Here is a 26,324-nt window from a genome sequence, read left to right on the forward strand (position 1 = left end):
CGGTCGTCGGGGCGGAAGCCTTCGCGTGTTCGGTGAGGTCGTCCGCTCCGCCCGTCCGGTCGGCACGCGGCGCGTGGCATGCGACGCGGGCCTCGCCGCTTATGGGCGGTGAATGGCATACCCGTCTTCGATGAATGTCGATTAACGGAACAAAAGGCGAGCCGCCCGGTTCCGGTCGAGTGGCGCGATCCGCTTCCGGTGTATGTCGTTTGACGGAACAAAAGGCGGACGGGCGTGGTTCGTTCATGAGGGGCGGTGCGTTTCCGGATTTCTGGTGTCCCGTCACCGAGTCTCCCCAGGTCGAGGGTTGACACCGGAAGTTGGTCTAGTCCACCGTAGTGGAACGTAAGTTCGGCAAGGTGAAGACGGAACGAGACCCTTGCCCGATCCGCGAGTTGGCCGACCAGCTTCGCGAAGTTTGCTGTGGGTGTCCGCGTCCCGTGAGGGGCGCCGAGTACGAGGAGGTAGGAATTCCGGCTGTTTTCGCGCGGAAAACCGCCACCTCCACCGGGCAGTCGGCCGAAGCGGCCGGAGGTGCCCAGCAATTCCGTTGTCCCTGGGTCCGATCCACTTGGCGCGATATGCCACCGCAGGTCGGTTTCCGTCCTTTTCCGCCCTCGGGCGGGCCTTGCTTCAACGTGTGCGGATGAGATCGCGCCCGGCCGGCTGATTCCCCTTCGCGACAGGTGATGTCGTGTCAGCCGTCCTCTCGAACACCGTACTTCCGGCGGGCCTGGTGGTGAAGGCCGTGCCGAGGCCGTTCGCGTACCGCTCGTGGGAGCGGTCCGCGCTGTCCGGCCGCAGAACTTTCTAGCTTTGGAGTGATTGCATGTCGACGCCTGACGGATATCTGCACCGAGCAGCCTCGGACGTCCCGTACTTCAGCGCGGACGGCGAGACCTACCTGGCGCAGACGCAGCTGCGGGACATCCGGAAGTCGCGGCCGCTCCGCGTGCTCTCCGAAGAGGACTTCGAGTTCTGGCAGACCTACGGATACGTCGTGGTGAAGGAGGCGATCCCCGCCGAGGCGGCGGCCCGCCTGCTGGAGTTCACCTGGGACTTCCAGGGGCTCGACCCGACCCGGCCGGAAGACTGGTACACCGAACGGGAGTTCCGCGACGATCTGGACCGGGACCTGTACGTCTACGGCTTCGTCGAGGCCTACCACCACCAGCTCGTCTGGGACAGCCGCCAGGCGCGGCGCGTCTACGACGCGTTCGTCGACGTCTGGGACTGCGAAGAGCTGTGGGTGACGCTGGACCGGCTCAACCTGAACCCGCCGAACGTCCGGAACCGCGACCGCAAGCTGATCGCGCCCACCGACACCGGTTTCGACATCGAGCTGCACTGGGACGTGGACACCACGCTCGGCGTGCTGCCGCAGCGGGTGCAGGGCATCATCGCGCTCAACGACACCAAGCCGGACCACGGCGGCTTCCAGTGCTCGCCCGAGCTGTTCCGGCGGTTCGAGCCGTGGAAGATCTCCCAGCCGGCCGACCGGGACCCGATCCGGCCCGCCGTCGACTGGGACGAGTTCCCGGTGGTGCGGCCCGAGCTCAAGGCCGGCGACCTGCTGATCTGGAACGGCCTGCTCGCGCACGGGGTGGCCCGCAACACCTCGGAGAGCGGCGTCCGTTCGGTCCAGTACCTGTCCATGATGCCCGCCCTGGAGGAGGCCGAGAAGCTGCGCCGCTCCCGGGTGGACTCCTGGCGCCACCTCAGCACGCCGGACTGGAACGCGACGCTGGTCGGCGACGCGACCAGGCACGAGTCCCTCCGCTACGGCACCGCCGCGCTGAACGAGCTCGGCGAGAAGCTGCTGGGGCTGAAGTCGTGGCGCGGCCAGGAGTTCGACGAGGCGACGGGGGAGCCGGAATGCGCAGAGTCTGCCTGACTCTTCCGACCAACCGGGAGTGCGTCGCGACGATCCCGGCCGTCCACGGTGAGGCGGTGTACGGCGCGGAGACCTTCGACGTCGAGGTGCATCTGCTGATCCTGGACTCCTCGGACGAGGCCACCTTCGCCCTGCACGCCAAGGCCGTCGCCGAGTTGCCCGCGGCGGCGAACGTGGTCGTGCACCACGTCGACGAGGAGCGGCAGCGCGCGTTCCTGCGGCAGGTGATCCAGCGGTCCGGGGTCGCCGAGCCGGAGCTGGTGCTGGACCTGATGCTGCCGGACGCCGTCTCCTACGGCGCCTGCACCAACCGGGCGTTCCTGATCGCCGGCGCGCTCGGCTGCCAGGCCGTCCTCCGCCGGGACTCCGACAGCGACTACCAGGTCCTCGACGGCGAACCGGTCTTCCCGGTCCACCACGAACTGCTGTCGCTCGGCAAGCGGGCGGCCGACGCGGTGCCGGGCGTTACGGACGTCGAGCTGGAGCCGGCGCTCGCCGAGCGGCCGGTGTCGCTGGTGGGCAGTTCCTTCATCGGTGAACTGTCGGTGGACATCGGCGAGATCAGGGAGCTGGACCCCGCCGTCTACTACGAGGTGGTCGGCCTCTGGGCCGATGCCGGTGCCTCGGAGAAGGAGCGCCGGGAGCTGGTCGACGACTCGTTCGTCGGCTCCGGCACCGAGCCGTTCAGTGCGGACCGGTCGACGCTGGGCAGCCCCGACATCTGGCGGCTGGACATGTGCAACATCGGCTTCGACCACGAGGTCTACGAGCGCGTCCCGCTGCCGCCGGCCACCGCCACCATCGGCAGCGACTACTTCCTGCTGCACCTGATCCGTGACGCCGCCCTGCCGGGGGTCGTGCACAACCGCAACATCGTGAACCACTACACCCCCGAGCGGCGGACCGGTCCCGGATTCACCGCCTATCAGCTGCGGTTCACCAAGTTCCTGCTGTCGATGCTCTACTTCTACCCCGTCTACCACGACATGGAGGCGGCCGGTGGGCTGCTGCTCGACGAGCAGCACCATGTGCGGGTCGCCGCGATCGCCGGCTCGGTCCGGCGCAGCGCCGGGGCGGACCGGGCGGAGAACATCCGACGACTGGACGTCCTTGACCGTTCCTACCGTCAACTGGGCGGCAAGTACGCCGAGTTCGCCGACCACCTGCGGTCCCTGCGCGAGCGCCTGCTCGACGAGGCCCAGGCGGACATCGAGTACTTCGCGCTGCTGATCGACGCGTGGGGCCCGCTGGTGCAGGCGAGCAAGGCCGTCGGCACCGACCAGCTACTCCGGTAGCCGTACCCGGAGCATCGACATGCATCAGAACACATCCATCCGCGCGGCCCTGGCGGCCGCCACCGACGACCTGCTCGTCTTCGACCTCACCGGGATCGAGGGCCAGTACGCGGCACTGCTGCGTGAACTGCCCGGTATCGCGGTGCGCTTCGCCATGAAGGCGTGCCCGGTCGACGAGGTCCTGGCCTGCCTCGCGGGGCGGGGCGCCGGCTTCGACGCGGCCAGCCCGCACGAGATCGAGCAGGCACTCCGGACCGGCGTACCCGTCGACCGGATCCACTACGGCAACACCATCAAGTCCGACCGGAACATCGCCGAGGCGTACCGGCTCGGGGTCAGGGACTTCGCCACCGACAGTCTGGAGGACGTGGCGGCGATCGCCGCCCACGCCCCCGGCGCCCGGGTGTTCTGCCGCCTCGCCACCACCGGGGAGGGGGCGCTCTGGGGCCTGAGCCAGAAGTTCGGCTGCTCGGCCGACGACGCCGTCCGGGTGCTGGAGGCCGCGCGGGCGGCGGGCCTGACACCGTCCGGCCTCTCGGTCCATGTCGGCTCGCAGCAGATGACCTCCGAGGCCTGGCAGAGCGCCCTGGACTCGCTGGCCGACGTCCTGGTGACGCTGAACCGGCGCGGGATCCTGCTGGACCACGTCAACCTCGGCGGCGGCCTGCCCGCGCTCGGCTGTCTCGACAAGCGGGGCCGGCTGCTGGACCCGCCGCTGGACAAGATGTTCGCCGTGCTCCGGGAGGGCATGCAGCGCCTGCGGGAGGTGTCGGAGTCGCCCCTGGAGTTCCTCATGGAGCCGGGGCGGCACCTGGTCGCCGACCACGGCGCCATCCGGGCCCACGTGTCCCGGCTGTCGTCCCGTCAGCAGCTCACCGGTGAGCGGCAGCACTGGCTCTACCTGAGCTGCGGGAAGTTCAACGGCCTGTACGAGATGGACGAGTTGCGGTACCGGCTGGAGTTCCCCACCCACCCCGGCGGGACGTCGGTGCCGGCCGTGGTCGCGGGCCCCACCTGCGACAGCGACGACGCCTACGCCCACGAGGGCGACCTGGTCCCGGTCCCCGAGGCCGCCGCCTCGGGTGATCCGGTCTGGATCCACTCCTGCGGTGCCTACGCCACCAGCTACGCGACCCAGGGTTTCAACGGCTTCCACCCGCTTCCGTACACCTGCGTCCGCGGTGCCGGCGACTCCCCGGGAGGTTCTGAGTAGATGGACGACGACATCCGCATCCGGCCGCTGGCCGACGACGACTGGGAGGGCGTCGCGGCGCTGGAGGCCGGCGCCTACAGCGCGAGCGGTCTCTCCGAGGGGCGGGCCGCGCTGGAGTCCCGGGGACGCTCCTCGCCCACCACCTGCTTCGCGGTGGAGCGCCGGGGGCGGCTGGGCGGCTATCTGCTGTCCCTGCCCTACCCGCTGTTCCACTGCCCGGACCTGGCCCGGGAGGAGCGGGCCGGCTTCCGGTCGAGCAATCTGCACGTGCACGACGTGGTGATCGCCGAGGAGTTGCGCGGCCGGGGGCTGGCCCCGCGGCTGCTGAACCACCTCGCCCGGACCGCCCGGGCGCAGGGGTACGAGCGGCTCTCCATGGTGGCGGTCGGCGGCACCGAGGTGCTCTGGTCCCCGCTGGGGTACAGCGCGCACCCAGAGGTCGCGTTCCCGGAGAGCTACGGCGCCCACGCGGTCTACATGTCCATGGCCCTGGGGGCGGCCCCGGCCGAGCCCTCGAAGCACACCAGCGATCCGTTGTACGGGTCACCACCGAAAGACGAAGTGGGCTGATTCACATGTTCCGTGTTCGCGATGAATTCCACCGAGCACTACTGGCCATCGCAGCACTGTTCTGCCTGCTTGGCTTTCAGTACGCGACCTGGGTGTCGCGGCTGCCCGCGCTCAAGACCCGGCTCGACCTGAGCGAGGCCGAGATCGGCCTGCTGCTGATGGCCTGCGGCGTCGGTGCGGCCGTCTCCTTCCCGCTCGTGGCGGTCCTGATGAAGCGGCTGGGCTCCCGGCGCCTGGCCGGGCTGTCGGCGCTCTGCCTGGGTCTGCTGCTGCTGGCCCTCGCCGTGGTGCCGAACTACCCGGTCGCCCTGCTGGTCCTCTGCGGCGACGGCATGGCCGTCGGCTGTCTGAACGTCGCCATGAACGCGCAGGGCGCCGCGCTGGAGGTGAGGTTCCAGCGGACCGCGATGTCCAAGCTGCACGCGACGTTCAGCGCCGGCTCGCTGCTCGCCGCGCTGCTCGCCTCCGCGGTCAACGCGTTCACCACCACCCTGATGGTGCACTTCGCGGTGGCGGCCGTGCTCCTGGTGCTGCTCCTCGGCCTGGCCCGGCCCGGGCTCCTGACGGAGCATCAGAAGCCCGGCGAGGCGGCCGATAAGGCGGAGAAGGCGGAGAAGAAGGAGCGCCGCAAGCTCAGCCTGCCGTCCCGGGTGACGATCTGGATGGGCGCCGCCATGGTGTTCGGCACCGTCACCGAGGGCGCCATGAACGACTGGTCGGCGCTCTACATCAAGGACGTCGTCCACGCGGCGCCGTCGCTGGCCCCGATGGGCATCGCGGTCGTCTCGGTGATGATGGTGCTGGCCCGGATCTTCGCCGACGGCTGGCGCAGCCGCTTCGGTGACGGCCGGATCGTCCGGTTCGGCAGCGTGCTGGCCGGTACCGGGCTGGCGCTCGCCCTGCTGGTCGGCGGCGTGGTGCCGACGCTGCTCGGGTTCGCCTGCGTCGGCCTGGGCGTCGCGGCCGTGACCCCGTGCGTCTACGTGGCCGCAGCCCGCCAGGGCTCCGAGGCGCTGGCCCTGGTCGCCGCGATGGGGACGACCGGTCTGCTGGCCGGCCCCGCGGTGATCGGCTTCATCGCGAACGCCACCAGCCTGGTCTGGGGCATGGGCGCGGTCGCCGCCTCGGCGGTCGTCGTCTCCCTGTGCGCCACCCAGATCCGCTGGCCGTCGCTGGAGAAGGACGCGGGCACGCAGGGCGACGACCTGGCCCTGGCCGACCGGCTGACCCCGGACGCCTCCTAGGGTTCCGCCCCGACCACTCGGCCGGCCCCGTCTGCCCCGTCGGCCTCGCCCGCCCCGCCCGTAGCGGCGTGGCGGGTGAGGCCGTCGCGCAGCCGGGTGAGCCGCTCGATCTCGGCGTTCAGCGCGGCCGGCCGCTGCGGGTGCCGGGACGCAATCCCTGACCCGTGCGTCAGGGGCAGGCCCACCGGGGTGGCAGCGGTGTCCGGCGGCCGACCGGACGGTGATCTTCTAGAGTCACCTGCGGTACGACCGTCCGAAGGAAAGGCCGTACGACCGCGCGACCGCACCCGCCCGGAAAGGCAGCACCACCATGAGCGAGCAGGCACCCGAGCCGTTCGAGCCCGTCACCGAGAACTGGCAGACCGCGCTGGCGGTCGTCGCCCATCCCGACGACATGGAGTACGGCGGGGCCGCCGCCGTCGCCCGCTGGACGGCCCAGGGCAAGAAGGTCGTCTATGTCATGGTCACCAGCGGCGAGGCCGGGATCGACTCGCTGAGCCCGGAGGAGTGCGGCCCGCTGCGCGAGGCCGAACAGATCGCCTCCGCCGCCGTGGTCGGCGTCGACACCGTCGAGTTCCTCGGTTACCCGGACGGTGCGCTGGAGTACGGTCTGCCGCTGCGCCGCGATATCGCCCGCGCGGTGCGCCGCCACCGCCCGGACATCGTGATCACCAGCAACTTCCGCGAGACGTACGGCGGGACGCTCCTCAACCAGGCCGACCACATCGCGGTCGGCCGGGCCACCCTGGACGCGGTGCGGGACGCCGGCAACCGGTGGGTGTTCCGCGAGCTGACCGCCGAGGGCCACGAGCCCTGGAACGGGGTGCGGGAGATCTGGGCGGTCGCCTCGCCGCTGGCGCGGCACGCGGTGGACACCACCGGGTACTTCGACCGGGGTGTGGCCTCGCTGGAGGAGCACCGGGCCTATCTGGCCGGGCTGGGCGGCGCCATGGGCGACCCGCGGGAGTTCCTGGAGGGCTTCGGCCGGGGCGCGGGCTGCCGGCTCGGGGTGCGGTTCGCCGTGCCGTTCGAGGTGTTCCCGCTGCGCTGACGCCGGACGTCGGCCACTTTGCCGCACGCCGCCGCCCCCGGCCGCCTCCGTGGTACCGGGCGGCGGCCGGCGGGCGGGCGCGTCAGTGACCTGCCTGGCGGGTCTCGACGACGCAGTCGGGGCCTGGGTAGATCAGGCCCGTGTGGCCGTCCTCGAAGCGGACCACGTACGGCGGTTCGCCCTCGGTGCCGCGGATCTCGATGATCTCGCCCTTCTGGTCCACCATGCCCACCGACCGACTGTGGATGTGGAGCTGGTCACCTACCGCTGCGTGCATGGTCTGCTCCTCGGGTCGCGGTGGCCGCCTCGGCGGCCGTTCTGCTTCCACTGTGCGGCGGCGGGAGCGGGCTCGCAACGCCTCGGCTCAATCGTGTCCCAGCTGCTCCGCAAGGTAGCAGCGGACCAACCGCTTGCATTCGGCGATCAGCACCGGGTCGCCGTCCGGATCGCTCCGGAAGGCGAGATTGAGCACCGCGTCGGCCGCCTCCAGCGCGACCCGCAGGCCGATGGTGAGGGCCACCGGGTCGGCCGCCGCGAACACTTCGCCGCCAAGGGCCTGCAGCCGCAGCGCGACGGCCGCGTTGTTGTCCAGATCGGTGTCCAGCAGGTGCCGGTCGCCCTGGAAACCGGTCGGGCCACTCGTGCCGGCCAGGCCGAAGTCCACCTGGCCGAAGCCGGGGACGTCCCGCTTCATCGCGACGAACTCGTCCACCGCGAGGTCGGTGAACCCGGCCGGTCCGGCGGGGGCCCCGGCGGACAGCCGGCGGTCGAGGCGCTGGAGGTAGTGGTCGAGGTTGCGGTGGGCCAGCGCGGCCAGCAGGTCCTCCTTGCCGGAGAAGAACTGGTAGAGCGTGCCGATCGGCACCTGGGCGCGGTGCGCGACCTCCTTGGTGGTGAGCGCGGTGGCGCCGGCCTCGTCGAGCAGCCCGGCGCAGGCGTCCAGGATCCGCTCGTAGCGTTCCTGGCTGCGCTGTTGCACCGGCCGCCGCCGGGCAGGCCCGGTCCGCCCGGCCGCCTGGTGGCTCCTCGTGTCCGCGCTCATGGGGCCACTGTGCCGCATCCGGTGTTCCGGCGGCGAATCACGAACATGAGTTTTCCTCATGTTCTGGCCGCGGGGGAAAGGAGCGGGTGAAACGGCCGAGGGGGCGCCGGGATGCCCGACCGCCTCCACCCGTCGGGCCACCCGTCCGGCCACCCGCCGGGCCACCCTCCGGCGAAGTGGCCGGGCGGGTCGGCCGTACCGGTGCGGGGCGTCAGGACGGGCGTGGACCGCGAGCAGGCCCGGCGGGGGCGTCGAGGGTCCGCCGCCCGGGGGCTGCGTGCGCATGACCGCACCGTAGTCGGCGATCGGGCCGGCCGGGAGGTCATTTCCTGACCCCCCTCGTCGCCACCGACCGGTGTGGAACGGCCGACGAGCCGCGATCGATTCCGGCGGGCCTCCGCGCCTTGGTCCAGGGGCCCTTCCGGATGTCCGGTCACGTCCCAAACCCTTTGCCTCACAGATATGTTGGCACGATCAGGGCTGGTACGCCCTCTTGCCGGTGCCGGGCACTGGCGTCAGCATGAGGGCAGCGCGGCCGGCGGAACTGAGACTTCAGTCCAGGTTTCAGGCCGGACTCTTCGCGCTGGTTGTCGCATCGGCTCCGGCCGGTGGCGCCCTGTGGCCAGAGGTCCCATGGGCGTCGCCCGGGCCGAGGACGATGACGTTCTGGCACACGACACAGGAGGGGAATATGACCTTTGACGCCCTCGCCGCCCTTCGGCAAGCGGGGAACCCGGTCGATCTGCTGACGCCGGAGCAGCAGGACGTTCTCTCCCGGCTCACCGAGGACGAGGTGGCGGTCCTCAACTCCGTCAAAGAGCGGCTGGACGCTGTTTCGGACGCCGAGGTAGAAGGGCATTCCACCGCTATCAAGTTGGCGTGACATGGCCGTTGGTTTCGGGATTCTCGGCCCTCTCCGAGTGCTGGACGACGGCCGTTCAGTGGACCCTGGAACGCGGAAACAGCAGATTCTCCTGGTCGCGCTGTTGTGCCAGGCGAATTCACGGGTGTCGTTCGACGCCCTGGTCGAGGCGCTGTGGGACGACGCGCCGCCGCGAACGGCCCGCAAGAACATTCAGGTGTACATATCCGCGCTGCGCCGGCTGGTCGGCGCGGAGTCCGGCTCGCGGATCAGCCACCAGGCCGGCGGGTACGTGCTCCACGCGGCGGTCGGGGAGCTCGACTCGCTCTGCTTCGAGCAGCGGGCCCGGGCCGGCGAACTGGCCGAGGCCCTGGCGCTGTGGCGCGGCTCGGCCCTGGACGGGTTCCGGGACGTACCACTGATCAACGCCGCCGCTCAACGGCTGGACCGGCGCTTCCTCGGGGTCTTCGAGGACTGGACGGAGGCGGAGATCGCGGCCGGCGGCGGGCCCGCCGCGATCGAGCGCGTCACCGAGATCGCTCAGCAGCACCCGTTCCGGGAGCGGCTGCGCATGCTGCAGATGACCGCGCTGTGCCAGGCGGGGCGGCGCTCCGAGGCCCTGGCGGTCTACGACGAGCTGCGTCAGTCGCTGGCCTACGAGCTCGGGCTGCCGCCCAGCCCGGCGCTGGCCCGGTTCTACCGTTCGCTGCTGTGCGAGCAGGTGCCCGCCGAACCGCGGCCGGCCGCTCCGCGCCCGCGTCGGGAGGTCCCGCCGAACCTGCTGCCCTGCGATCCGCCGGCCTTCACGGGGCGGGTGTCGGCCACCCGGCACCTGACGGACGGGCTGGTCCGGGGCGGCAACCGGCTGGCCGTGGTGACCGGCCCGCTCGGCGCGGGCAAGACCGCGCTGGCGGTCCACGTCGCGCACCGGCTCGGCGACCACTTCCCGGACGGCCGCCTGTTCGTGCGGCTTCGTGGCGAGGACGGCAGACTGCGGCCGCTGGAGGACGTGCTGCGCCAGCTGCTGGCCGCGGCCTCGCCCGGCCGGCCGGAACAGCCGGGCCCGCCGGACCCGCGGTGGGCCTGGCAACTCTGGCTGACCGGGCGCCGGGCCCTGGTCGTCGTCGACGACGCCCGGCGGGAGTGCGAGGTGCGGCCGCTGCTGCCGGAGGCCGGGGAGAGCGCCGTCGTGGTGACGGCCCGGCCCCGGCTGATCGGTCTGGAGGGCGCCCACCGGCTCTGGCTCTCGCCCTTCGCGGCGGAGGAGGCGGTGGAGTTCCTGGGCCGGGTGATCGGCATGGACCGGGTCGACGCGGACCGCGAGTCCGCCGGGCGGATCGTCAGGGCGGCCGGGTTGCTGCCCCTCGGCGTCCGGCTGGTGGCCGACCGGCTGGCCTTCCTGCGCCATGTGCCCTTGCGGGAGTACGGCGCGCGGATGGCGGGCACCAGGGCTCTGCTGGACGAGTTGTGCGGGGGCGACTCGGCGGTGCGCGCCCGGCTGGCCGAGTCGATCGAGGACCTGCCCGAGGCCGCGCACTGGGCGGTCCTGCGGCTCGGCAGGCTCGCGGAGCCGGTGTTCACGCTGGAGCAGGCCGCCGCCGTGCTGGATTCCGACCCGGACACGGCGGTGCGGGTGCTGGAGCACCTGCTGGAGGCCAGCCTGCTCACCGTCCCGAACGTGGAGGTGCTCGCGCACACGGTGCAGTACGAGATGCCGGCGCTGCCCTACGCCTACGCGCGGGAGCTGGCGGCCCGCGCGGCCGACCGTGTACCGGCGTCGAGTCGCTGACTGATCGTCATGCCGCTGTCGAACCGCCGGCCAGCCGTCGTCATACCGGGGGCCCGCACGGTGTCTCCCGAGCCGGCGTAGCGGACGCCGCCATCGCAGAGGAGGACAGCATGCCCGAGTCCGTCAACCCGGAGCCGGCCGAGGTCGAGGCCGAGGAGGAGGACGTCGACGTCGTCGCGCACGGTGCGCACGACGACGACGCCTGCTGCATCGTCAACTTGACCGCGTCGCTCTGACCCGACACGTCGATCCCCGGGCCCTGCCGGGCGGGTTGTGCGGGACGGTGTCGAGCCGCTGACCAATCGTCATACCGATATCAAACCGCTGACCAGTCGCCGTCAAACCGGAGATCCGCAAGGTTTCTCTTGAACCGGCGTAGCGGACGCCGCCATCGCAGAGGAGGACAGCATGTCCGAGGACATCAACCCGGAGCCGACCGAGGTCGAGGCGGAGGAGGAGGACGTCGACGTCGTCGCGCACGGTGCGCACGACGACACCGCCGGCTGCATCGTCAACAACAGCTCGGCGCTCTGACCCGACACGTCGAGTCGTGAGGACTGAGCGGGCCGCCCGGCCTCCGGCACAGGCTGCCGGAGGCCGGGTGGCCCGCTCGACGCCCGACCGCCCCGGAGGCGCCGTGAACATCCTGCTCTGCCCGCTCAGTGACGGCGGCTACCTCTACCCCGCGATCGCGGCCGGGCGTGAGCTGCGGCGCCGGGGTCACCAGGTTGGCGTGCTCGGCCGGTCCGCCGCCGCGCCCGTCGCGGCCGAGGCCGGCCTGCCGTTCGCGGCGGCCGAGGACTTCGGCGGGCGGCGGGCCTTCTCCGCCGCCTGCTGGGGCACCACCGGGCCGGCCCAGTACCGGGCGACCGTGCGCGCCGCCCGGCAGGCCGGGGCCGACCTGCTGGTCACCTCGGTGCTGTGCAACGGCGCCCTGCTCGCCGCCGAGGCGCTGGACATTCCGGTGGTGGTGATCGGGCTCTCGGTCCACCTGTGGAACTACCGGACCGGCGGGGACGATGAGCCGCAGCTGGGCCGGACCAGGAAGAACCGGACCCACGCGTGCCTGGAGCTGTACACCGCCACCCGGGAGCAGGCCGGTCTGGCCGGGCGGCGTCCCCGGTGGCCGGAGAGCCCGCTGCTGGGCGACGCGCTGCTGCTCCGCGGCGACCCCGTGCTGGAGTGTCCGGGAGCGGTGCTGCCCGAACGGGTGCACCACGTCGGGCCGCTGGCGTGGGAGCCGGCCGCCGACCAGGCCAAGCTCGCGGCGGTCAGGGCCCAGGTGGAGCTGTCCGGCAAGCCCGTCGTCTATGTGCATCTGGGCCGCTTCTTCGGGGGTGGCACCCCGTGGCCCCGCCTCAACGCCACCTTCACCGACGGCCGGTTCCAGGCCGTGGTCGAGCAGGGGCGGTCGACGGATCCGCGGCCCGCGCCCGGCGCCGACATCCTGCTCGTGCGCAAGCCGTGGATGGGGCCGCTCATCGATCTGGCCGGACTGGTGCTGACCAACGGCACGTCCGCCCCGGTGCTGGCCGCACTGGTGCGCGGCCGGGTCCTCGGGGTCTCGCCCAACGGCGCCGAGCAGCCGCTGCTCTCCGGGGCCTGTCTGCGGGCCGGTGTCGCCGCGCACATCCCGAGAGCGGTGACGCCGGACCCCTCCGGTCCGCTCGAATCGGCTTGGCAGAACGACCTGTTGCGGGAACGCGCCCGCGAACTCGGCCACCGGCTCGCCGCGGCGAACAACCCGGTCCGCGCGGCCGATGTCATCGAGCGGGCGGCTCAGCGGTCCGCGACCTCCAGGACTAGGGAGAAGCATGGGTACTCGGTCCACCGGCCTGGACAAGGCGGCCGTGGAGAGGCTGTCGGAGGGAGCGCTACGGTGGATACGGCTGCACTCGGCCTATCTTGACTCTGCGGCAGGTCGTGCCGAGCTGCCGGTGACCCCTCGGGTGAAGGCGCTGCTGCAACTCGCCCTGCTGTACCGCTGCTGGGAGAAGGCCGCGCCGTCGGACCCGGGCCTGGGCCAGGTGGCCGCGACCGTCGAACGGGTCTGGCAGAACCCGGACCACGCGCGCCTGCTCACCCTCGACCCGCGCTACGCACGGGCGTTCCAGCTGATATACGGCGCGCTGGCACCCGCCGGGCTCGCCGGAGGGCCGCACCGGGCCGCGCTCGCCCGGGTCGAGGACGACGGCTTTCTGACGCCGCGCGGGAAGTCGCCGTACCTCCATCTGGAGACCAGGTACTACGCCGATCTCGCGGGCGTCGGCCACCGGTTGCACTCCTACCGGGAGCTGTACGAAGCCAGCCTGCTGGCCCGGCACGGTGACGGGCGGCCGGTGGCCGGCCTGGACGTGTGCGACGTGACCCACACCGTCTTCTACCTCAGCGACTTCGGCTTCCGTGATCCCGGACTGACCGGCGAGGACCTGGAGCGGGCCCGCCGCACGGTGTGCCGGCTCACCGACCACCGCGTGGACCGCGGGGACTGGGACCTCGTCGGAAAGCTCGTGCTCGCGCAGTACTGCCTCGGCATCGATCCGCTGCGGACCCCTTCGGGGGCGGCCGGTCTGTCGATGCTCGCCGAGGTCCAGTCGTCCGGCGGTGCGATCCCCGGACGGTCCGCCACCGACCGGGCCGACGCGGCCGCGACCGCCGTGGAGTTCTTCCGGGTGGCGTACCAGGCGACCCTGGTGACGGCGCTGGCCGCAGTGATCGTCTCGCGCGGACACGCCGCCGGCCGGCCGGCCGGCGGCGTGGTCACCGAGGAGCGGTCACCGGCCGTGCGGGAGGCGTTGTGAGCCGGGCACAGGCCGACCGCGTCGACGGCGTGCGCATCCTCCAGGGCAAGCGGAACTGGTGGTTCCTGGGCCCGGGCGGCGGGGTGGCCCGCCTGCGTCCCGGGCAGGTGACCGCCGACGGAGCACTGCGGCCGGGCACCGAACGCCGGCTCCGCGAGCACGGACTGCTGCCCGCCGCGCCGCCGCGCACCTACGCGCTGACGGTGCTGACGAGCACGCACTGCAATCTGGGCTGCGGCTACTGCTTCCAGAACACCGAGCAGGATCCGGCCGGCGGCAGCCGCCCGCCGCGGATCGCCCAGACCCGTCTGACCTCGGAGACCATCACCTCCATCCTCGACTTCACCGAGCGGCAGATGGCCGCGGCCGGCCTGGAGCGGCTCAGGATCCTGCTGTTCGGCGGGGAGCCCCTGCTCAACCCGCGCGGCTGCCTGGAACTGCTGGAGCGAGCGGCGGACCACGGGCTGGTGTCCGCCTGGATGATCTCCAACGCCACCTTGCTCACCCCGGCGCTGACCGGCCGACTGGCCGCGCTCGGGCTGGAGTCCATCCAGGTCACCTTCGACGGCGACCGCCCCGACCACGACCGGATCCGGGTCCGGAGGTCGCACGGCAGCGGGACCTTCGACACGATCGTCCGCAACATCGTCCGGGCGTCCGAGGCGGCCCCGGTCCGGTGGATCCTGCGGGTGAACGTCTCCCAGGAGACCTTCCAGGGGGTCGACGCGCTGATCGACCGGCTCGCCGCGGCGCTCGACCCCGACCGGTGCACCCTGTACTTCGCCCAGGTGGGGGACGTGGGCGTCGGCTACGGGAACGACCTGCTGCACGGCGGAGAGCTGTCGGCCCGCTTCACCAGGTGGCAGCGCCGGGCGCTCGACCTCGGGTTCGGCGTGAGCCGCCCGCAGTCCCATCAGCCGTGTTCCACCTGCGGTTACGGTGACGGCCGCTACGGCGCGGTGGTGAGCGCGGACGGGACGCTGTCGAGCTGCTGGGAGACCGCGGGCAGGCCCGACTGGGAGGTCGGCACGGTCACCGGCGGATACCTGCCCGGCGCACAGACCCGGGAGCGGTGGGTCGGGTGCGAGGACCTGTACCGGCACGGCGAGGACGAGCGGACGCTGGCGGCCTTCCACGACACCGTGGACGCGGCCCTGCTCGACTACCTGGATGAGACGGGGCGACTGTAGACATGTCATCAGATCTCGACCGGCTGTCGGCCGGCGCGCTCGGCTGGCTGGTCCGGAACCTGGACTACTTCGATCCGTACTCGGCGAGCGCCCGGCCCCTGGAGCACGGGAAGGCGAAGGCCGCGCTGGAGCTGGCGCTGCTCTGCCACTGCTGGGCGCGGCTGGGCGACGAGGACGACGCCCGGCTGGGCAAGGCGACCGCCGTGGTCCGCACGGTCTGGCAGCACCCGGACTTCCCGCGGCTCATCACCGGCAGTCCCAGGTACGCCGCCCAGTACGCGCTGGTCTACGCCGCGCTGGCACCCGACGGGATCGATGACACGCAGTGCCGGGCCGGGCTGGCGCGGCTGACCGACGACGACCTGTCACCGCGCGGGAAGTCGCCCTACCAGCGACTGGAGTTCCGGTACTACGCGGACAAGGCGGGGGTCCGCCACACGATCGAACCCTACGAGGAGCTCGCCGGGCAGAACGTGCTCGTCACACTGGCCGCCGCGGCGCCGGGAACGGACCGGCCGGACCAGGCGGACCAGCCGGCGCCGGGTGACGCGCCGCCGGACAGCACGGCTTCGGACGACGCGCCGCCGGTCACCATCGCGGAGGCGTACGGCATCACCCACTCCGCCTTCTACTTCAGCGACTTCGGCCGGACCGGCCCGGCGCTGTCCGACGACGCGGTGGCGGGCGCGACGGAACTGGTCCGCCGGACGCTGGAGTACTGCGTCCGGCACGACTGGTGGGATCTGGTCGCGGAACTCGTCATGTCCCAGGCCTGCCTGGGAGCGGATCCGCTCCGCACGCCCTTGGGCGTCGCCGCCGTCGAGTGCCTGGCCCGGGCCCAGCGGCCCGACGGCGCGATTCCCGGACGGTCGGCGAGTACCAGGGCCACGGCGGCGGAACCGGCCGGAGCGTTCTTCGAGAAGGCCTATCACACGACCCTGGTGACCGCCCTCATGTCGCTGGCCGTCTCATCGGCGCGAGCCTCATGAGGCCTCGGCTGACCCTCATCAACCGCGACTACACCCGCCTGTGGTTCGGGCAGGCGGTCTCGTCCGTCGGAGACGCCGTCTTCAGCACCACCCTGGTCCTGTGGGTGGCGACCGTGCTGGTCAAGGGGAAGCCGTGGGCGCCGCAGGCGGTCAGCGGTGTCGTGCTGGCGACCGGCATAGCCGTGCTGTGCGTCGGCCCGGTCGCGGGCGTGTTCGTCGACCGCTGGGACAAACGTGCCACGATGCTCCGCACCGAGGTGGTCCGCGGCGGGCTGGTGGCCGTGCTGGCCGCCGTCTCCTTCCTGCCGGCCGGCGACCTCCCGATCGGGGTGTGGCTCGGCCTGATCTATGTGACGGTGCTGGTGCTCAACGCGGCCAGCCAGTTCTTCGCACCGGCGCGGTTCTCGGTCATCGCGGAGCTCGTCACGGGGGAGGCCGACCGCGCGCGAGCCGCCGGGATCGCCCAGGCGACCGGTCAGACCGCCTGGATCATCGGACCGCCGCTCGCCGCGCCGCTGCTGTTCACGGTCGGCCTGCAGTGGGCGCTGCTGTTCAACGCGGTTTCCTACCTGGTGTCGTACATCGCCATCCGCTCGGTGGACGTCCGGCCCGCACCGGCCGCGGGCCGGGACCGGCCGGGCGCCGAACGGCCCGGGCTGGTCAAGGAGTTCACGGCGGGCGTGCGCTTCTTCGCGGGCAGCCGGTTCCTGGTGGCGCTGTTGCTGCTCGCCGTGATCGGCCAGTTCGGCATCGGCGCCCTGGGCACCCTGAACGTCTTCTTCGCCACCAGGAACCTGGACGTGTCCGCCCGGTTGTACGGCTACCTCGGCATGGCGATGGGGATCGGCGGGATCCTCGGCGCGCTGGGTTCGGGCCGGGTGGTGCAGTGGATCGGTGCCCGGAGAACCACCTGGATGGGCCTGCTGGTGAGCGGCACCCTGCTGGTCCTGTACTCCCGGCAGGTCGTCTTCCCCGCCGCGGTGGCGCTGCTCTTCGTCTTCGCCGTTCCGCTCACCATGCTGAACACCGCGATGTCACCGCTGCTGCTCGCCGCGGCCCCCCGGGAGTTCCGGGGCCGGGTGGTCGCGGTGTTCTATCCGGCCACCCAACTGGCGTCGATGCTGGCCGCGGTGGTCTCCGGCTGGCTCGCCAGCAACGGCCTGCGGGACTTCTCGGGCTCGGTGGCGGGCCTGCGGTTCGGCCCGATCGACACGATCCTCACGACGGCCGGAGTCGTCATCGTCCTTTCCGGCGTCTACGCCCGGATCGCCCTCCCCGTCACGGACACCGCGCCGGCCGACGCTTCCGGCACCGCGCCGACCGACCCGGCCGCGTCCGACCCCGCGCCGACCGACCCGGCGCCGTCCGAACCCGCCCTGGAGAAGGGCGCACCGTGAACTGCCCCGCGTGCGGACGGAGCGCCGCCGACTCGGACAGGTTCTGCGCCGGCTGCGGCGCGCCGCTGGCGGCCGGCGCCGCACAGCGCGAGACGCGCAGGAAGGTGTCCATGCTGTTCCTGGACCTCGTCGGCTCGACCGCGCTCGCGGAACGGCTGGACCCGGAGCCGCTGCGGCAGGTCATGGACCGGTACTTCGCGAGCTGCGAAGCCTGCATCGCCGAACACGGCGGCGTGGTGGAGAAGTTCATCGGCGACGCCATCCTCGCCGCCTTCGGCGCCACCGTGGCCCACGAGGACGACGCGGTGCGCGCGGTGCGCGCCGCCACCGGGGCGCTCGCCGCGCTCGCCGGCCTCGCCGCCGCACTCGACGCCGAGTACCAGGTGAAGCTGGAGGCACGGGCCGGCGTCTGCACGGGTGACGTCGTGGTGATCACCAGGGCGGGGGACGACTTCCGGGTCATCGGGGACTCGGTCAACACGGCCAGCAGGCTGCAGACGGCCGCCCGGCCGGGCGAGGTGCTGCTCTGCGCCGACACCGCCGCCATGGTGCGCTCGCAGGTCGGCATCGAGCCCGTCGCCCCGCTGCGGCTGAAGGGCAAGGCCCACCCCGTGCCGGCCTGGCGGGTCACCGCTCCGGTGCAGGTCGCCGACGCCCCGCCGACCACCCCGTTCATCGGCCGGGCCGACGAACTGGAGGAACTGGAGCACAGCTTCCGGAGGGTCCGGCGGCGGCGACAGGTGTGCCTGGCCACGGTGATCGGCGCGCCCGGGATCGGAAAGTCGCGTCTGGTACGGGAGTTCCTCGCCACCCTGCCGGACGGTGAGGTGACCGTGCTGTCCGGACGCTGCTCGTCCTACGGCCGGGGGATCACCTACCGGCCGCTGGCCGAGATGCTCGGCTCGCTCCCCGGCGGCTGGCCGGCGCTCACCCGGCTCCTGGCGGAGGACACCGACCCGGCGGGCGGAACGCCGGCCCACGGCCTGGTGGCGCACACCCTCGGCACGGTCGTGGACCAGAACGGGGGCCCCGGCCAGGTCGGTGTCGAGGACATCGCCTGGGCGGTGCGGTCCCTCCTGGAAACCCTCGGCCGGTCACGGTCCGTGATCATGGTCTGGGACGACCTGCACTGGTCGGAGGAGACCCTGCTGGACCTCATCGACGAGGTCGCGACCTGGCTGCACGGCGTCCCCGTGCTGCTGCTGTGCGTCGCCCGCCCCGAACTGCTGGACATCCGCAGCGCCTGGGGCGGCGGGAAGCCCTGCGCGACGACGCTGGAGCTCGGGCCGATGACCACCGATCAGACCGCCGAACTGGTCGGGCAGCTGACGCTGCGCAACGACGTCTATCCGCAGGGCTACCAGGAGGTGAACAGCCGGGTCGCCGCACTCTGCGACGGCAATCCGCTGTTCGCCGAGCAGCTCATGGACGTCTTCGCCGAGACCGCCCCCGGCACCCAGATCCCGCCCACCATCCAGGCGATGCTGGGCGCCCGGCTGGACCAGCTGCCCGGAACCGAACGCGGCCTGCTGGAGCTCGCCGCGGTGATCGGGCGCGAGTTCACCCGGGAGCTGCTGCGGGTGATGGCCGAAGCGGACGGCACCGGCGCCGCCGCGGCCGACGCGGCGATGGCCGGACTGGCCCGGCGGCGCGTCTTCGAACGCGGCCCGGCCGGCACCTTCCGCTTCGCCCAGGCACTGCTGCGCGACACCGCCTACGAGTTCACCCCGAAGACCCGCCGCGAGCGCTGGCACGACTTCCTGGCCGAATGGTTCTCCCGGGAGCAGCCGCAGGACGCGATGGCCGTGGCGTACCACGTCGAGGCCACCTGCCGACTGCGCCGGCAGCTGCGGCCGGGTGACCCGCGACTGCCCGTGCTGGCCGGGCCGGCGGCGAACACCCTGATCGCGGAGGGCATGAACGCCCTGGCCCGCAAGGACCTGCCCGCGGCGGTCCAGCTGCTGGAGCGCGGGCGGGAGCTGCTGCCGGGCGGGGATCCCCGCCAGACGGCGCTCGCACTGCACCTCTGCGACGCCGGGCTCTGGCTGCAGGACGAGGAGCGGTGCCGCGGCGCGCTCGCCGCCGCCGAGGCCGCGCTGCCCGGCGACCGCAGGTCCGCGGCCACCTGCGCGGTCCAGCGCGGGATCGTCGAGCTCCGGCTCGGCCTGGCGCCGCCCGAATCCGTGGCGGCGGCCGCGGCCGGGATCGCGGCGGAGCTGGAGCACGACCCCGGGGACGAACTCAGCTGGTGCCGGCTGCACCAGCTGCGGGCCTACCTCGAACTCGCCGCGGAGCGCGCGGCGTCCGCCGAAGCCTCGCTGGGGCTCGCGCTGGCGCGGGCGCGGGCCATGAACGACCGTTACGAGGAGGACCGGCTGCTCTGCGCCGTCTGCGAGCTGGCGCAGTGGGCGCCGACGCCGGTGGCCACCGGGCTGGAGCTGTGCGCCATGCTCGGCCACCGGTTCGCGGCCGGCCGCACCCTGCTCATCCCGGTGCTGGTGACCCGGGCGCACCTGGAGGCGCTCGGCGGCGACCTCGACGGCGCACGACGCACCCTGGCCGACGCGCTGACGTACTCCCGCGACGTGCACCTCGACCTGGCCGACGCGGTGGTGCTGGACGCCTCAGGCTTCGTGGAGTCGCTGGCCGGGGCACACGAGGCGGCCGAAGCGCGATACCGCCAGAGCCTGGGCGTGCTGCGCGCCGCGGACCACGCCCCGGACACCCGGAGCACCGAGGTCGCGATCGCCAGGGAGCTCTTCGCCCAGGGCCGGGTGGCCGTCGCCGCGTCGGCGCTGGACCGGATCGACCGGGACGCCGGGACGGCGGGCCTGCGGGCGCGGCTCGGCTCGGCCGCACTGCGCGGCCGGATCGCCTCCGCCCGGGGGCGCCACGAGGAGGCGGTCGCCGAAGCCATGGCGGCCCGGTCCCTGGCCGCCGGCTCCGACGACCTGTGCCTGACCGGGGAGGCCCTCTTCGACCTGGCGATCGTGCTCAGAGCGGCCGGGACGACCGGACGGGCGACGGCCGAAGGGACCGAGGCGTTGCGGAGGTTCGAGGCCAAGGGCGCCACGCTGCCGGCCGCCCGGGTCCGCGCGTGGCTCGATGCCGGCGAACCGGGGCCGGGTGGTACCGGTGAATGACCTCCCGCCCTGGCGCAGGCCACCGCGCGACCACTTCCCGGGCGTGCCCGCGTGGAGCATGCCCGCGTCCGTGATGCCGCAGGAGCCCTTCGACGTCAGCCCGCTCGGCCCGGTCACCCCGGAGTGGGCCTGGGGGGACGCGGACGGCTCCGGGGTCCGGGTCTGCGTGCTCGACAGCGGCGTGGACGCCGACCACCCGCTGGTCGGCGGGCTCGACCGGGCCATGGACGTGACCAGGGGAGAGGACGGCGATCTCACCGTCACGCCCACGGAACCCGGCGACGCGGCGGGGCACGGCACGGCCTGCGCGAGCGTGATCCGGTCCATCGCCCCCGCGGTGTCGCTCACCTCGGTGCGCGTCCTGTCCAGCGGCAGGCACGGCAGCGGCGCCGCCCTGCTGGCCGGACTGACCTGGGCCATCGAGGAGGGCTTCGACGTCATCAACATGAGCCTCTCGACGACGAAGACCGACTTCCGCGACGGCCTGCGCGACCTGTCGGACTCCGCCTACTTCCGGCGCTGTGTCATCGTCGCGTCGGCCCACAACATGCCGGTGCGCAGCTACCCGTGGCCGTTCGCCTCGGTCATCTCGGTCGCCAGCCACGATGTCCCCAACCCGATGACCTACTACTACAACCCGTCACCGCCGGTCGAGTTCTACGCACGGGGTGTCCGGGTGCCGGTGGCCGGCCCCGGCCACCGGCAGCTGCTCAGCACCGGCAACAGCTTCGCGACCCCGCACATCGCGGGCATCTGCGCGCTCATCCTCAGCAAGCACCGCTCGCTCACGCCGTTCCAGCTCAAGTCCGTCCTCTACCTGGCCGCCGAGAACGTAGCCGTACCCGATGGAGGCCCACGTGGCGACTGACCCGCTGGAGAGTGCCGAGATCCCGCAGCGCAGACTGCTCCAGTCGATCGTGGAGGTCGCCCGCAGCGTCTTCGGCGCGGCCGCCGCCTCCGTTCTCCTGGTGGACGAGGAGAACGGGGACCTGGTCTTCGAGGCGGTCGCCGGCGAGGGCGAGCACCATCTGCTGGGGACGAGGTTTCCGGGCGGCACCGGGATCGCCGGCTGGGCGATGGTGTCCGGCCAGCCGCTGGTGATCGACGACGTGTCGGAGAACCCCCGGTTCGCCCGCAAGGCGGCGGAGTTCACCGGCTATGTGCCGCGCAGCATCATGGCCGCGCCGCTCATCTGCGCGGGCGACTGCGTCGGGGTGCTGGAGGTGCTGGACCGCGACAGCCGGCAGCGCTGCGACCTCGGCGACATGGCCTCCCTCGGGCTGCTGGCGACCGAGATGGCGACGGTGCTGGAGCTGCTCCTCCAGCTCCGGTCGAGGGACGCCGAGCACGGCGCGCGGGCCGGGAAGGCCCGGCTCCCGCGGCTCGACACGGCCCTGCTGCAACGGGTGGCGGAGCGGCTGCCCACGGCATCCGAGCAGGTGGGCGCGACGGTGGCCAAGCTCCTGGTGATGGCCGACGAGCTGCTGGCCGACGACCTGCCGCCCGACGACCTGCCGCCCGACGGCGACGGCTGACCGGCGATGGCTGACGGTCACCCGGCCTTTCTCGCCCAGCTCGGGCAACCCGCCCGGGTCGTCGACGTCCGGCCCCGGCCCGTCCCGGCTGTGCTGCTGCTCAGCCGCGCGTGCGACGGCGACCTGGACGCGGTACAGAACCTGCTCGGTGCCGCGGGGATCCGGTCGGCCCGGCTGAACGCCGAGGAACTCGTCGCCACCGACCTGCTCGTCGCCCCGGACGGGCGTGCGGTCCGGCTGAACGGCCGCTGGCTGACCCCCACGGTGACCTGGATCAGGCACTTCTCGGTGTCCGCGATCGAGAGCACGCGGGATCCGGCCCACACCGTGTTCGTACGGGAGTCCTGGCAGGCCGCGGCCGGCCAGCTGGCGGCGGTCTCCGGGACGACGATCCGCCCGGGCCGGCCGGGGATCCTCTCCCAGCTGCGGCTCGCCCGGCGGCACCGGATCGCGGTGCCGCGCACGATGCTGACCACCGACCCGTCCCACGCCCGGGACGAGTTCGACTGCCCGCGGCTGGTCGTCAAGGCGGCACACCACCACTTCGTCGAACCGGCGCCGGGGCGGCTGACCGGGGTCTTCCCCACGGTCGTCGAGCGGGACGGCCCGCACGGCCTGCCCGCCGGTCCGTGCCCCGGGCCGCCCGTGATCGTGCAGGAGTACGTCGAGCACGAGGCGGAGCTGCGCGTCTACTACGTGGCCGGGCGGCTCCACACGTTCCAGGTCGGCAAGGCCTCACCCGCCGACCCCTGGACCGCACCCGACCGGATGGAGATCCGCCCCGTGCCGCCGCCGCCGGCGGTGGCCTCCGCCACCAGGACCCTGGCCGCCGCGATGTCGCTGCGCTACGGCGCGTTCGACTTCCTGATCAGCGACGGCACGCCGGTCTTCCTGGAGGTCAACCCGGACGGCGACTGGCGCTGGGCCGAGCAGCGGACCCGCACCGCCCCGGTCACCACCGCGGTGGCCGCCATGCTCGCCGGCCTGCACCGCAAGGCGCTGCCCTCGCCGGGCGAGTTCGACCTGCTGGGATTCCTGCTCGGACCGTCGGCCTGACCCCTCCCGGCGACCGGGTTCCTCCGCCGCCGGGCGCGGAGACGCCCGGTCCGCCCGGCCTTGACGGCCCGGAAGGCGATCTCGGCCCTGGGCCGGCCGGGGCCGGTCACCGGGCCGCGGCGGTGGTCCTCGACCTCCTGCGACCGCTCCCGGCCCTGCCCGCCGAGGCCCCCGCCCCCGTCGACGGCCGCGCCCGGGCGGTCGGCTACGCCACTGCGGGCGCCTTCCACACCGCGTTCCGCCGCACCCTCGGTACCACGCCGAGCCGCTGCCTGCGAGAACGCGGCATCCGCTGAGCTGCCCTGCCCCGGTTCCCCCGGATCCACCCGGCGTCCTGACGAGAGCAGCCCGGTCGAAGCCGGCCGCCGTCGCGAAATGCCACGTCCGGGTTCTCCCGCGCGCTGTCAGTCCGTGAGCAGGACGGCGACGCCGGTGACCCGGTCGGCTGCCAGGTCCGCCAGCGCCCGGTCGGCCCGGTCCATGCTGTACCGCCGAACGCGGACGGTCGGGTGGTGGAGGGCGGCCTCGGCCAGGTAGGCGCGGCCGTCCTCGCGGGTGTTGGCGGTGACGCTGCGAAGCGTCCGCTCCTGGAAGAGATGCCGCTGGTAGTCGAGCACGGGGATGTCGCTGAGGTGGATGCCGGCCACCGCCAGCGTTCCGCCGCGGTCCAGGGCGGACAGGGCCACCGGTACCAGGTCGCCGACCGGCGCGAAGAGAATCGCCGCGTCGAGCGGCTCCGGCGGTGCCTCGTACGCGCCCCGGGCGGACGCCGCGCCCAGCTCCAGCGCCAGCCGCCGGGCCTCCTCGGCGCGCGTCAGGACGTGCACGGTGGCACCCCGGACGAGGGCGAGCTGCGCCGTCAGGTGCGCGGAGGCGCCGAACCCGTAGATCCCCAGCCTGCCGCCCGCCGGCAGTTCGGCCCGCTTCAGGGCCCGGTAGCCGATGATCCCGGCACACAGCAACGGCGCCAGTTCCTCGTCGGGAGGCCCTTCCGGCAGCCGGTAGGCGAAGCGGGCGTCGACCACCGCGTACCGGGCGTAGCCGCCGTGGATGTCCCAGCCGGTGTACCGCGAGTCCGGGCAGAGGTTCTCGCGGCCGGCCCGGCAGTACCGGCACACGCCGCAGGTACCCGCCAGCCAGGCCGCACCCACGCGGTCACCGGGGGAGAAGTCCCGCACCTCATGGCCGCGGTGAAGGACGCGGCCCACGACCTCGTGGCCCGGCGTGCACCGCGGGGTGTGCGGCCCGAGGTCGCCCTCGGCGAGGTGGAGGTCCGTTCTGCACACACCGCAGGCGGCCACCTCGACCAGCAGCTCCCACGGACCGGGTTCGGAGACCGTTCGCTCCACGCGTCTCAACGGGCCCGACGCCATCGGGCCCGGACGTTCCACCACCCACGCCACCGTGCGGACGAGGCCTCCAGCGGACGCTGCCATCTCCGGCTCCTTCCCGCGGCACCCTCCACCCGGTTCCTGGGCCCGGCCAGGACGGTCGGCGGAGCGCGACTCGCCACTCACTCCATCGTCCACCCCGCCCCGCCCCGCCCCGGCGGCCCGGCCCGGTCGGCCCGGTCCGCCGGATGGCCGAGCGACGGGCGCCGGCTGCCCCGCGCGGGTGAAAGCGTTGCGCTGTCGAGGTGTTCCGGCCACCGCAGGTGCTCGCCACCGACGCCCCGGGGAACGCCCCCTGCCGTAGCCGATCGGCTACTCGATTTCACCGAAGGGAGAGATGTCATGGGTGCGGATGCAGCCTGGTGCCTGAACGACGCGTCGCCGGAAGGGGAGGACCTGACCCCGGCGGAGGAGCGCCAGCTCGACGAGATCGAGAACAGCGCCGGCGACGCGAACTGACCTCCGGGGCTCACATCCGGGTGGGCGTACGGCATCGGGCCGGCGCCCACCCGGCGTGTGTCCGCAGCACCGACCACGCCGTAGGAAGGAGCGCCCGGCCCCGGGCCGGGCCGGACCATGACGACATCACCCCGAACCACCACCACCCCGGTCCAGGCAGGGGAGCGGGAACTGGACCTGGTCGAGGCGTGGAGCCGCGGGCAGGACGCCGCGGCCGAAGCCGGCCTGGTGGCACGGCTGTCGGACCGTGGCGACGCGTGGCGCTGTGACCTGCTGCGCACGGACGGCTCCCGGCCGCCCGGCGCCACCGGATCGGGCAAGGGCGACCCGGCCGCGGCACGGGTGGGCGCGCTGTTCGAGGCACTTGAGCACTACCACAGTCACGCTGCCCGGGTGCGCCCCGAGGACCTGGTCCGGCACCGCGCGGGCGACCTCGCCGCCGGCGAACTGGCCGACGAACCGGGGGTCCCCCTGCTGGCACGCAGCCCCGCCGCAGGGGTGGCCTGCCGCCGTCATACCGCGCTGTGCGGCACGGGGACGCTCGACGTTCCGCTCCTGCTCACCTGTCCCTCGTACGTGAGCAGCGCGGAGGGCGCTCGGCTGCGGGGCCTGGCCGGTGACACGTTCGCGTACGCGTCGGCCTCGCGCTACAGCAACAACAGCGGTACCGCGAGCGGTGCCTCGACCACCGAAGCGGTGGTGCACGCGCTGGCCGAGACGGTCGAGCGCGACGCCTTCTCGCTCCTGCTCGTCGACACCTTCCTCGTGGCGTCTCCGGCGCGGCTGCGGCTGGTCGACCCCGGCACCCTGCCGGACGCCCTCGCCGCTCTGCTCGGGTACGCCGAGCGGCGGGTGGGGCGGCGGGTCCGGCTGATCGAGATGACGACCGATCTGCGGGTGCCCGCCTACTGCGCCCATGCCGCGCCGGACGGCGGGTTCAGGTTCCAGGGGTACGGGGCTTCGCTGTCGGCGGCCCATGCGGTGCGGCGCGCGCTGCGCGAGCTGCTGCAGATCTCCGCGCCCGCGGAGCGGGCGTTGTGGGTGCCGCGCGATTTCGGGGCGCTGAGGCGCCGGCCGCGGCTGCTGGCCGCCGGGCGGGCGGATTTCGGGCCGCACCTCGCGGGCGCGGTGGAGGTGCCGTTCCGGGAGACCGCCGCACCGGCCACGGCCCGGGGGCACCTGGACGACCTGGTCGCGATGCTCGGCGCGCGCGGGTTCCGGCCGTTCGCGTGCGTGCTGCACCGGGCTTCCAACGGCGTGTCGACGGTGAGTACGTACACGCCCGGGCTGGAACGCTTCCTCGTTGTGACGGGCGGGAACGCGGTGGTGCCCGGGCCGCGCGGACGGGCCGTACGCGGCGGGTGACGGGCCCGGTGGCGGAGGGCGCTCCCGGCGCGGCCGCT

Annotated in this window: 24 protein-coding genes; 21 read left to right on the forward strand and 3 right to left on the reverse strand. The window is 73.1% G+C overall.

Annotation, left to right across the window (positions count from 1 at the left end; genetic code table 11):
- The first annotated feature begins 829 nt into the window (after positions 1-829).
- The 6 genes from ACIO5D_RS00515 to ACIO5D_RS00540 all read left to right on the forward strand — a co-directional run bounded on the left by ACIO5D_RS00515 (position 830) and on the right by ACIO5D_RS00540 (position 7,267).
- On the forward strand, positions 830-1,894 hold the full coding sequence (locus tag ACIO5D_RS00515; RefSeq protein ID WP_400793413.1) for a phytanoyl-CoA dioxygenase family protein: 1,065 nt from the start codon (positions 830-832) through the stop codon (positions 1,892-1,894).
- Positions 1,876-3,189 carry a DUF6271 family protein gene (locus ACIO5D_RS00520; RefSeq protein WP_400793415.1) on the forward strand — a complete coding sequence of 438 codons (1,314 nt, stop codon included), beginning with the start codon at positions 1,876-1,878 and terminating at the stop codon, positions 3,187-3,189. The genes ACIO5D_RS00515 and ACIO5D_RS00520 overlap by 19 nt, the downstream gene beginning before the upstream one ends.
- Before the next feature lie 19 nt (positions 3,190-3,208).
- A complete protein-coding gene (locus tag ACIO5D_RS00525) occupies positions 3,209-4,402 on the forward strand; it encodes a type III PLP-dependent enzyme (RefSeq protein ID WP_400651490.1) in 1,194 nt (397 codons plus the stop codon).
- Positions 4,403-4,972, forward strand: coding sequence for a GNAT family N-acetyltransferase (locus tag ACIO5D_RS00530; RefSeq protein ID WP_363608135.1), 570 nt, complete (start codon positions 4,403-4,405; stop codon positions 4,970-4,972).
- A 5-nt stretch (positions 4,973-4,977) separates the two neighbouring features.
- A complete protein-coding gene (locus ACIO5D_RS00535) occupies positions 4,978-6,216 on the forward strand; it encodes an MFS transporter (protein WP_400793418.1) in 1,239 nt (412 codons plus the stop codon).
- A 310-nt stretch (positions 6,217-6,526) separates the two neighbouring features.
- On the forward strand, positions 6,527-7,267 hold the full coding sequence (locus ACIO5D_RS00540; protein ID WP_363608133.1) for a PIG-L deacetylase family protein: 741 nt from the start codon (positions 6,527-6,529) through the stop codon (positions 7,265-7,267).
- An 82-nt stretch (positions 7,268-7,349) separates the two neighbouring features.
- On the opposite strand, the gene ACIO5D_RS00545 is transcribed toward ACIO5D_RS00540, so the two are convergent.
- Both ACIO5D_RS00545 and ACIO5D_RS00550 read right to left on the reverse strand, forming a co-directional pair.
- Positions 7,350-7,544, reverse strand: coding sequence for a DUF1918 domain-containing protein (locus ACIO5D_RS00545; protein ID WP_400793420.1), 195 nt, complete (start codon positions 7,542-7,544; stop codon positions 7,350-7,352).
- A gap of 87 nt (positions 7,545-7,631) precedes the next feature.
- Positions 7,632-8,309 (reverse strand): TetR family transcriptional regulator, encoded by a 678-nt coding sequence (locus tag ACIO5D_RS00550; RefSeq protein ID WP_400793423.1) that lies wholly within the window; start codon positions 8,307-8,309, stop codon positions 7,632-7,634.
- Between the two features lie 691 nt (positions 8,310-9,000).
- On the opposite strand from ACIO5D_RS00550, the gene ACIO5D_RS00555 reads away from it, so the two are divergent.
- The 14 genes from ACIO5D_RS00555 (at position 9,001) to ACIO5D_RS00620 (ending at position 23,367) form a co-directional block, all read left to right on the forward strand.
- Positions 9,001-9,192, forward strand: coding sequence for an aroma-sacti cluster domain-containing protein (locus ACIO5D_RS00555; RefSeq protein ID WP_363608130.1), 192 nt, complete (start codon positions 9,001-9,003; stop codon positions 9,190-9,192).
- A gap of 1 nt (position 9,193) precedes the next feature.
- On the forward strand, positions 9,194-10,960 hold the full coding sequence (locus ACIO5D_RS00560) for a BTAD domain-containing putative transcriptional regulator (RefSeq protein ID WP_400793426.1): 1,767 nt from the start codon (positions 9,194-9,196) through the stop codon (positions 10,958-10,960).
- Between the two features lie 110 nt (positions 10,961-11,070).
- The gene (locus tag ACIO5D_RS00565; protein WP_363608128.1) at positions 11,071-11,196 is read left to right on the forward strand and encodes a hypothetical protein; all 126 of its coding nucleotides are present in this window, start codon (positions 11,071-11,073) and stop codon (positions 11,194-11,196) included.
- Between the two features lie 172 nt (positions 11,197-11,368).
- Positions 11,369-11,494, forward strand: a complete 126-nt coding sequence (locus tag ACIO5D_RS00570; protein WP_363608127.1) for a hypothetical protein — start codon at positions 11,369-11,371, stop codon at positions 11,492-11,494.
- A 103-nt stretch (positions 11,495-11,597) separates the two neighbouring features.
- A complete protein-coding gene (locus ACIO5D_RS00575; RefSeq protein WP_400793429.1) occupies positions 11,598-12,869 on the forward strand; it encodes a glycosyltransferase in 1,272 nt (423 codons plus the stop codon).
- On the forward strand, positions 12,775-13,761 hold the full coding sequence (locus tag ACIO5D_RS00580) for a DUF6895 family protein (protein WP_400793432.1): 987 nt from the start codon (positions 12,775-12,777) through the stop codon (positions 13,759-13,761). Before ACIO5D_RS00575 ends, ACIO5D_RS00580 begins: the two co-directional genes overlap by 95 nt.
- On the forward strand, positions 13,758-14,951 hold the full coding sequence (locus ACIO5D_RS00585; protein ID WP_400793435.1) for a radical SAM protein: 1,194 nt from the start codon (positions 13,758-13,760) through the stop codon (positions 14,949-14,951). Before ACIO5D_RS00580 ends, ACIO5D_RS00585 begins: the two co-directional genes overlap by 4 nt.
- A gap of 2 nt (positions 14,952-14,953) precedes the next feature.
- Positions 14,954-15,940 carry a DUF6895 family protein gene (locus ACIO5D_RS00590; RefSeq protein ID WP_400793438.1) on the forward strand — a complete coding sequence of 329 codons (987 nt, stop codon included), beginning with the start codon at positions 14,954-14,956 and terminating at the stop codon, positions 15,938-15,940.
- Entirely contained in the window at positions 15,937-17,337 is a 1,401-nt protein-coding gene (locus ACIO5D_RS00595) for an MFS transporter (RefSeq protein ID WP_400793441.1), read from the forward strand. The genes ACIO5D_RS00590 and ACIO5D_RS00595 overlap by 4 nt, the downstream gene beginning before the upstream one ends.
- Positions 17,334-20,480, forward strand: coding sequence for an AAA family ATPase (locus ACIO5D_RS00600; protein WP_400793444.1), 3,147 nt, complete (start codon positions 17,334-17,336; stop codon positions 20,478-20,480). The genes ACIO5D_RS00595 and ACIO5D_RS00600 overlap by 4 nt, the downstream gene beginning before the upstream one ends.
- Entirely contained in the window at positions 20,473-21,348 is an 876-nt protein-coding gene (locus ACIO5D_RS00605; protein ID WP_363608120.1) for a S8 family serine peptidase, read from the forward strand. Before ACIO5D_RS00600 ends, ACIO5D_RS00605 begins: the two co-directional genes overlap by 8 nt.
- Complete coding sequence (locus tag ACIO5D_RS00610) at positions 21,338-22,015, forward strand: GAF domain-containing protein (RefSeq protein WP_363608119.1); 678 nt, start codon at positions 21,338-21,340, stop codon at positions 22,013-22,015. The genes ACIO5D_RS00605 and ACIO5D_RS00610 overlap by 11 nt, the downstream gene beginning before the upstream one ends.
- A 6-nt stretch (positions 22,016-22,021) precedes the next feature.
- The gene (locus ACIO5D_RS00615; protein ID WP_363608118.1) at positions 22,022-23,071 is read left to right on the forward strand and encodes a hypothetical protein; all 1,050 of its coding nucleotides are present in this window, start codon (positions 22,022-22,024) and stop codon (positions 23,069-23,071) included.
- Between the two features lie 122 nt (positions 23,072-23,193).
- Positions 23,194-23,367, forward strand: coding sequence for a hypothetical protein (locus tag ACIO5D_RS00620; protein ID WP_400793446.1), 174 nt, complete (start codon positions 23,194-23,196; stop codon positions 23,365-23,367).
- Positions 23,368-23,475: 108 nt separating this feature from the next.
- On the opposite strand, the gene ACIO5D_RS00625 is transcribed toward ACIO5D_RS00620, so the two are convergent.
- Positions 23,476-24,507 carry a zinc-dependent alcohol dehydrogenase family protein gene (locus ACIO5D_RS00625; protein ID WP_400793447.1) on the reverse strand — a complete coding sequence of 344 codons (1,032 nt, stop codon included), beginning with the start codon at positions 24,505-24,507 and terminating at the stop codon, positions 23,476-23,478.
- Between the two features lie 531 nt (positions 24,508-25,038).
- On the opposite strand from ACIO5D_RS00625, the gene ACIO5D_RS00630 reads away from it, so the two are divergent.
- On the forward strand, positions 25,039-26,286 hold the full coding sequence (locus tag ACIO5D_RS00630; RefSeq protein WP_400651525.1) for a YcaO-like family protein: 1,248 nt from the start codon (positions 25,039-25,041) through the stop codon (positions 26,284-26,286).
- Positions 26,287-26,324: the final 38 nt, after the last annotated feature.

The sequence above is a fragment of the Kitasatospora sp. NPDC087315 genome (assembly GCF_044744345.1).
Taxonomy (GTDB): Bacteria; Actinomycetota; Actinomycetes; order Streptomycetales; family Streptomycetaceae; genus Kitasatospora.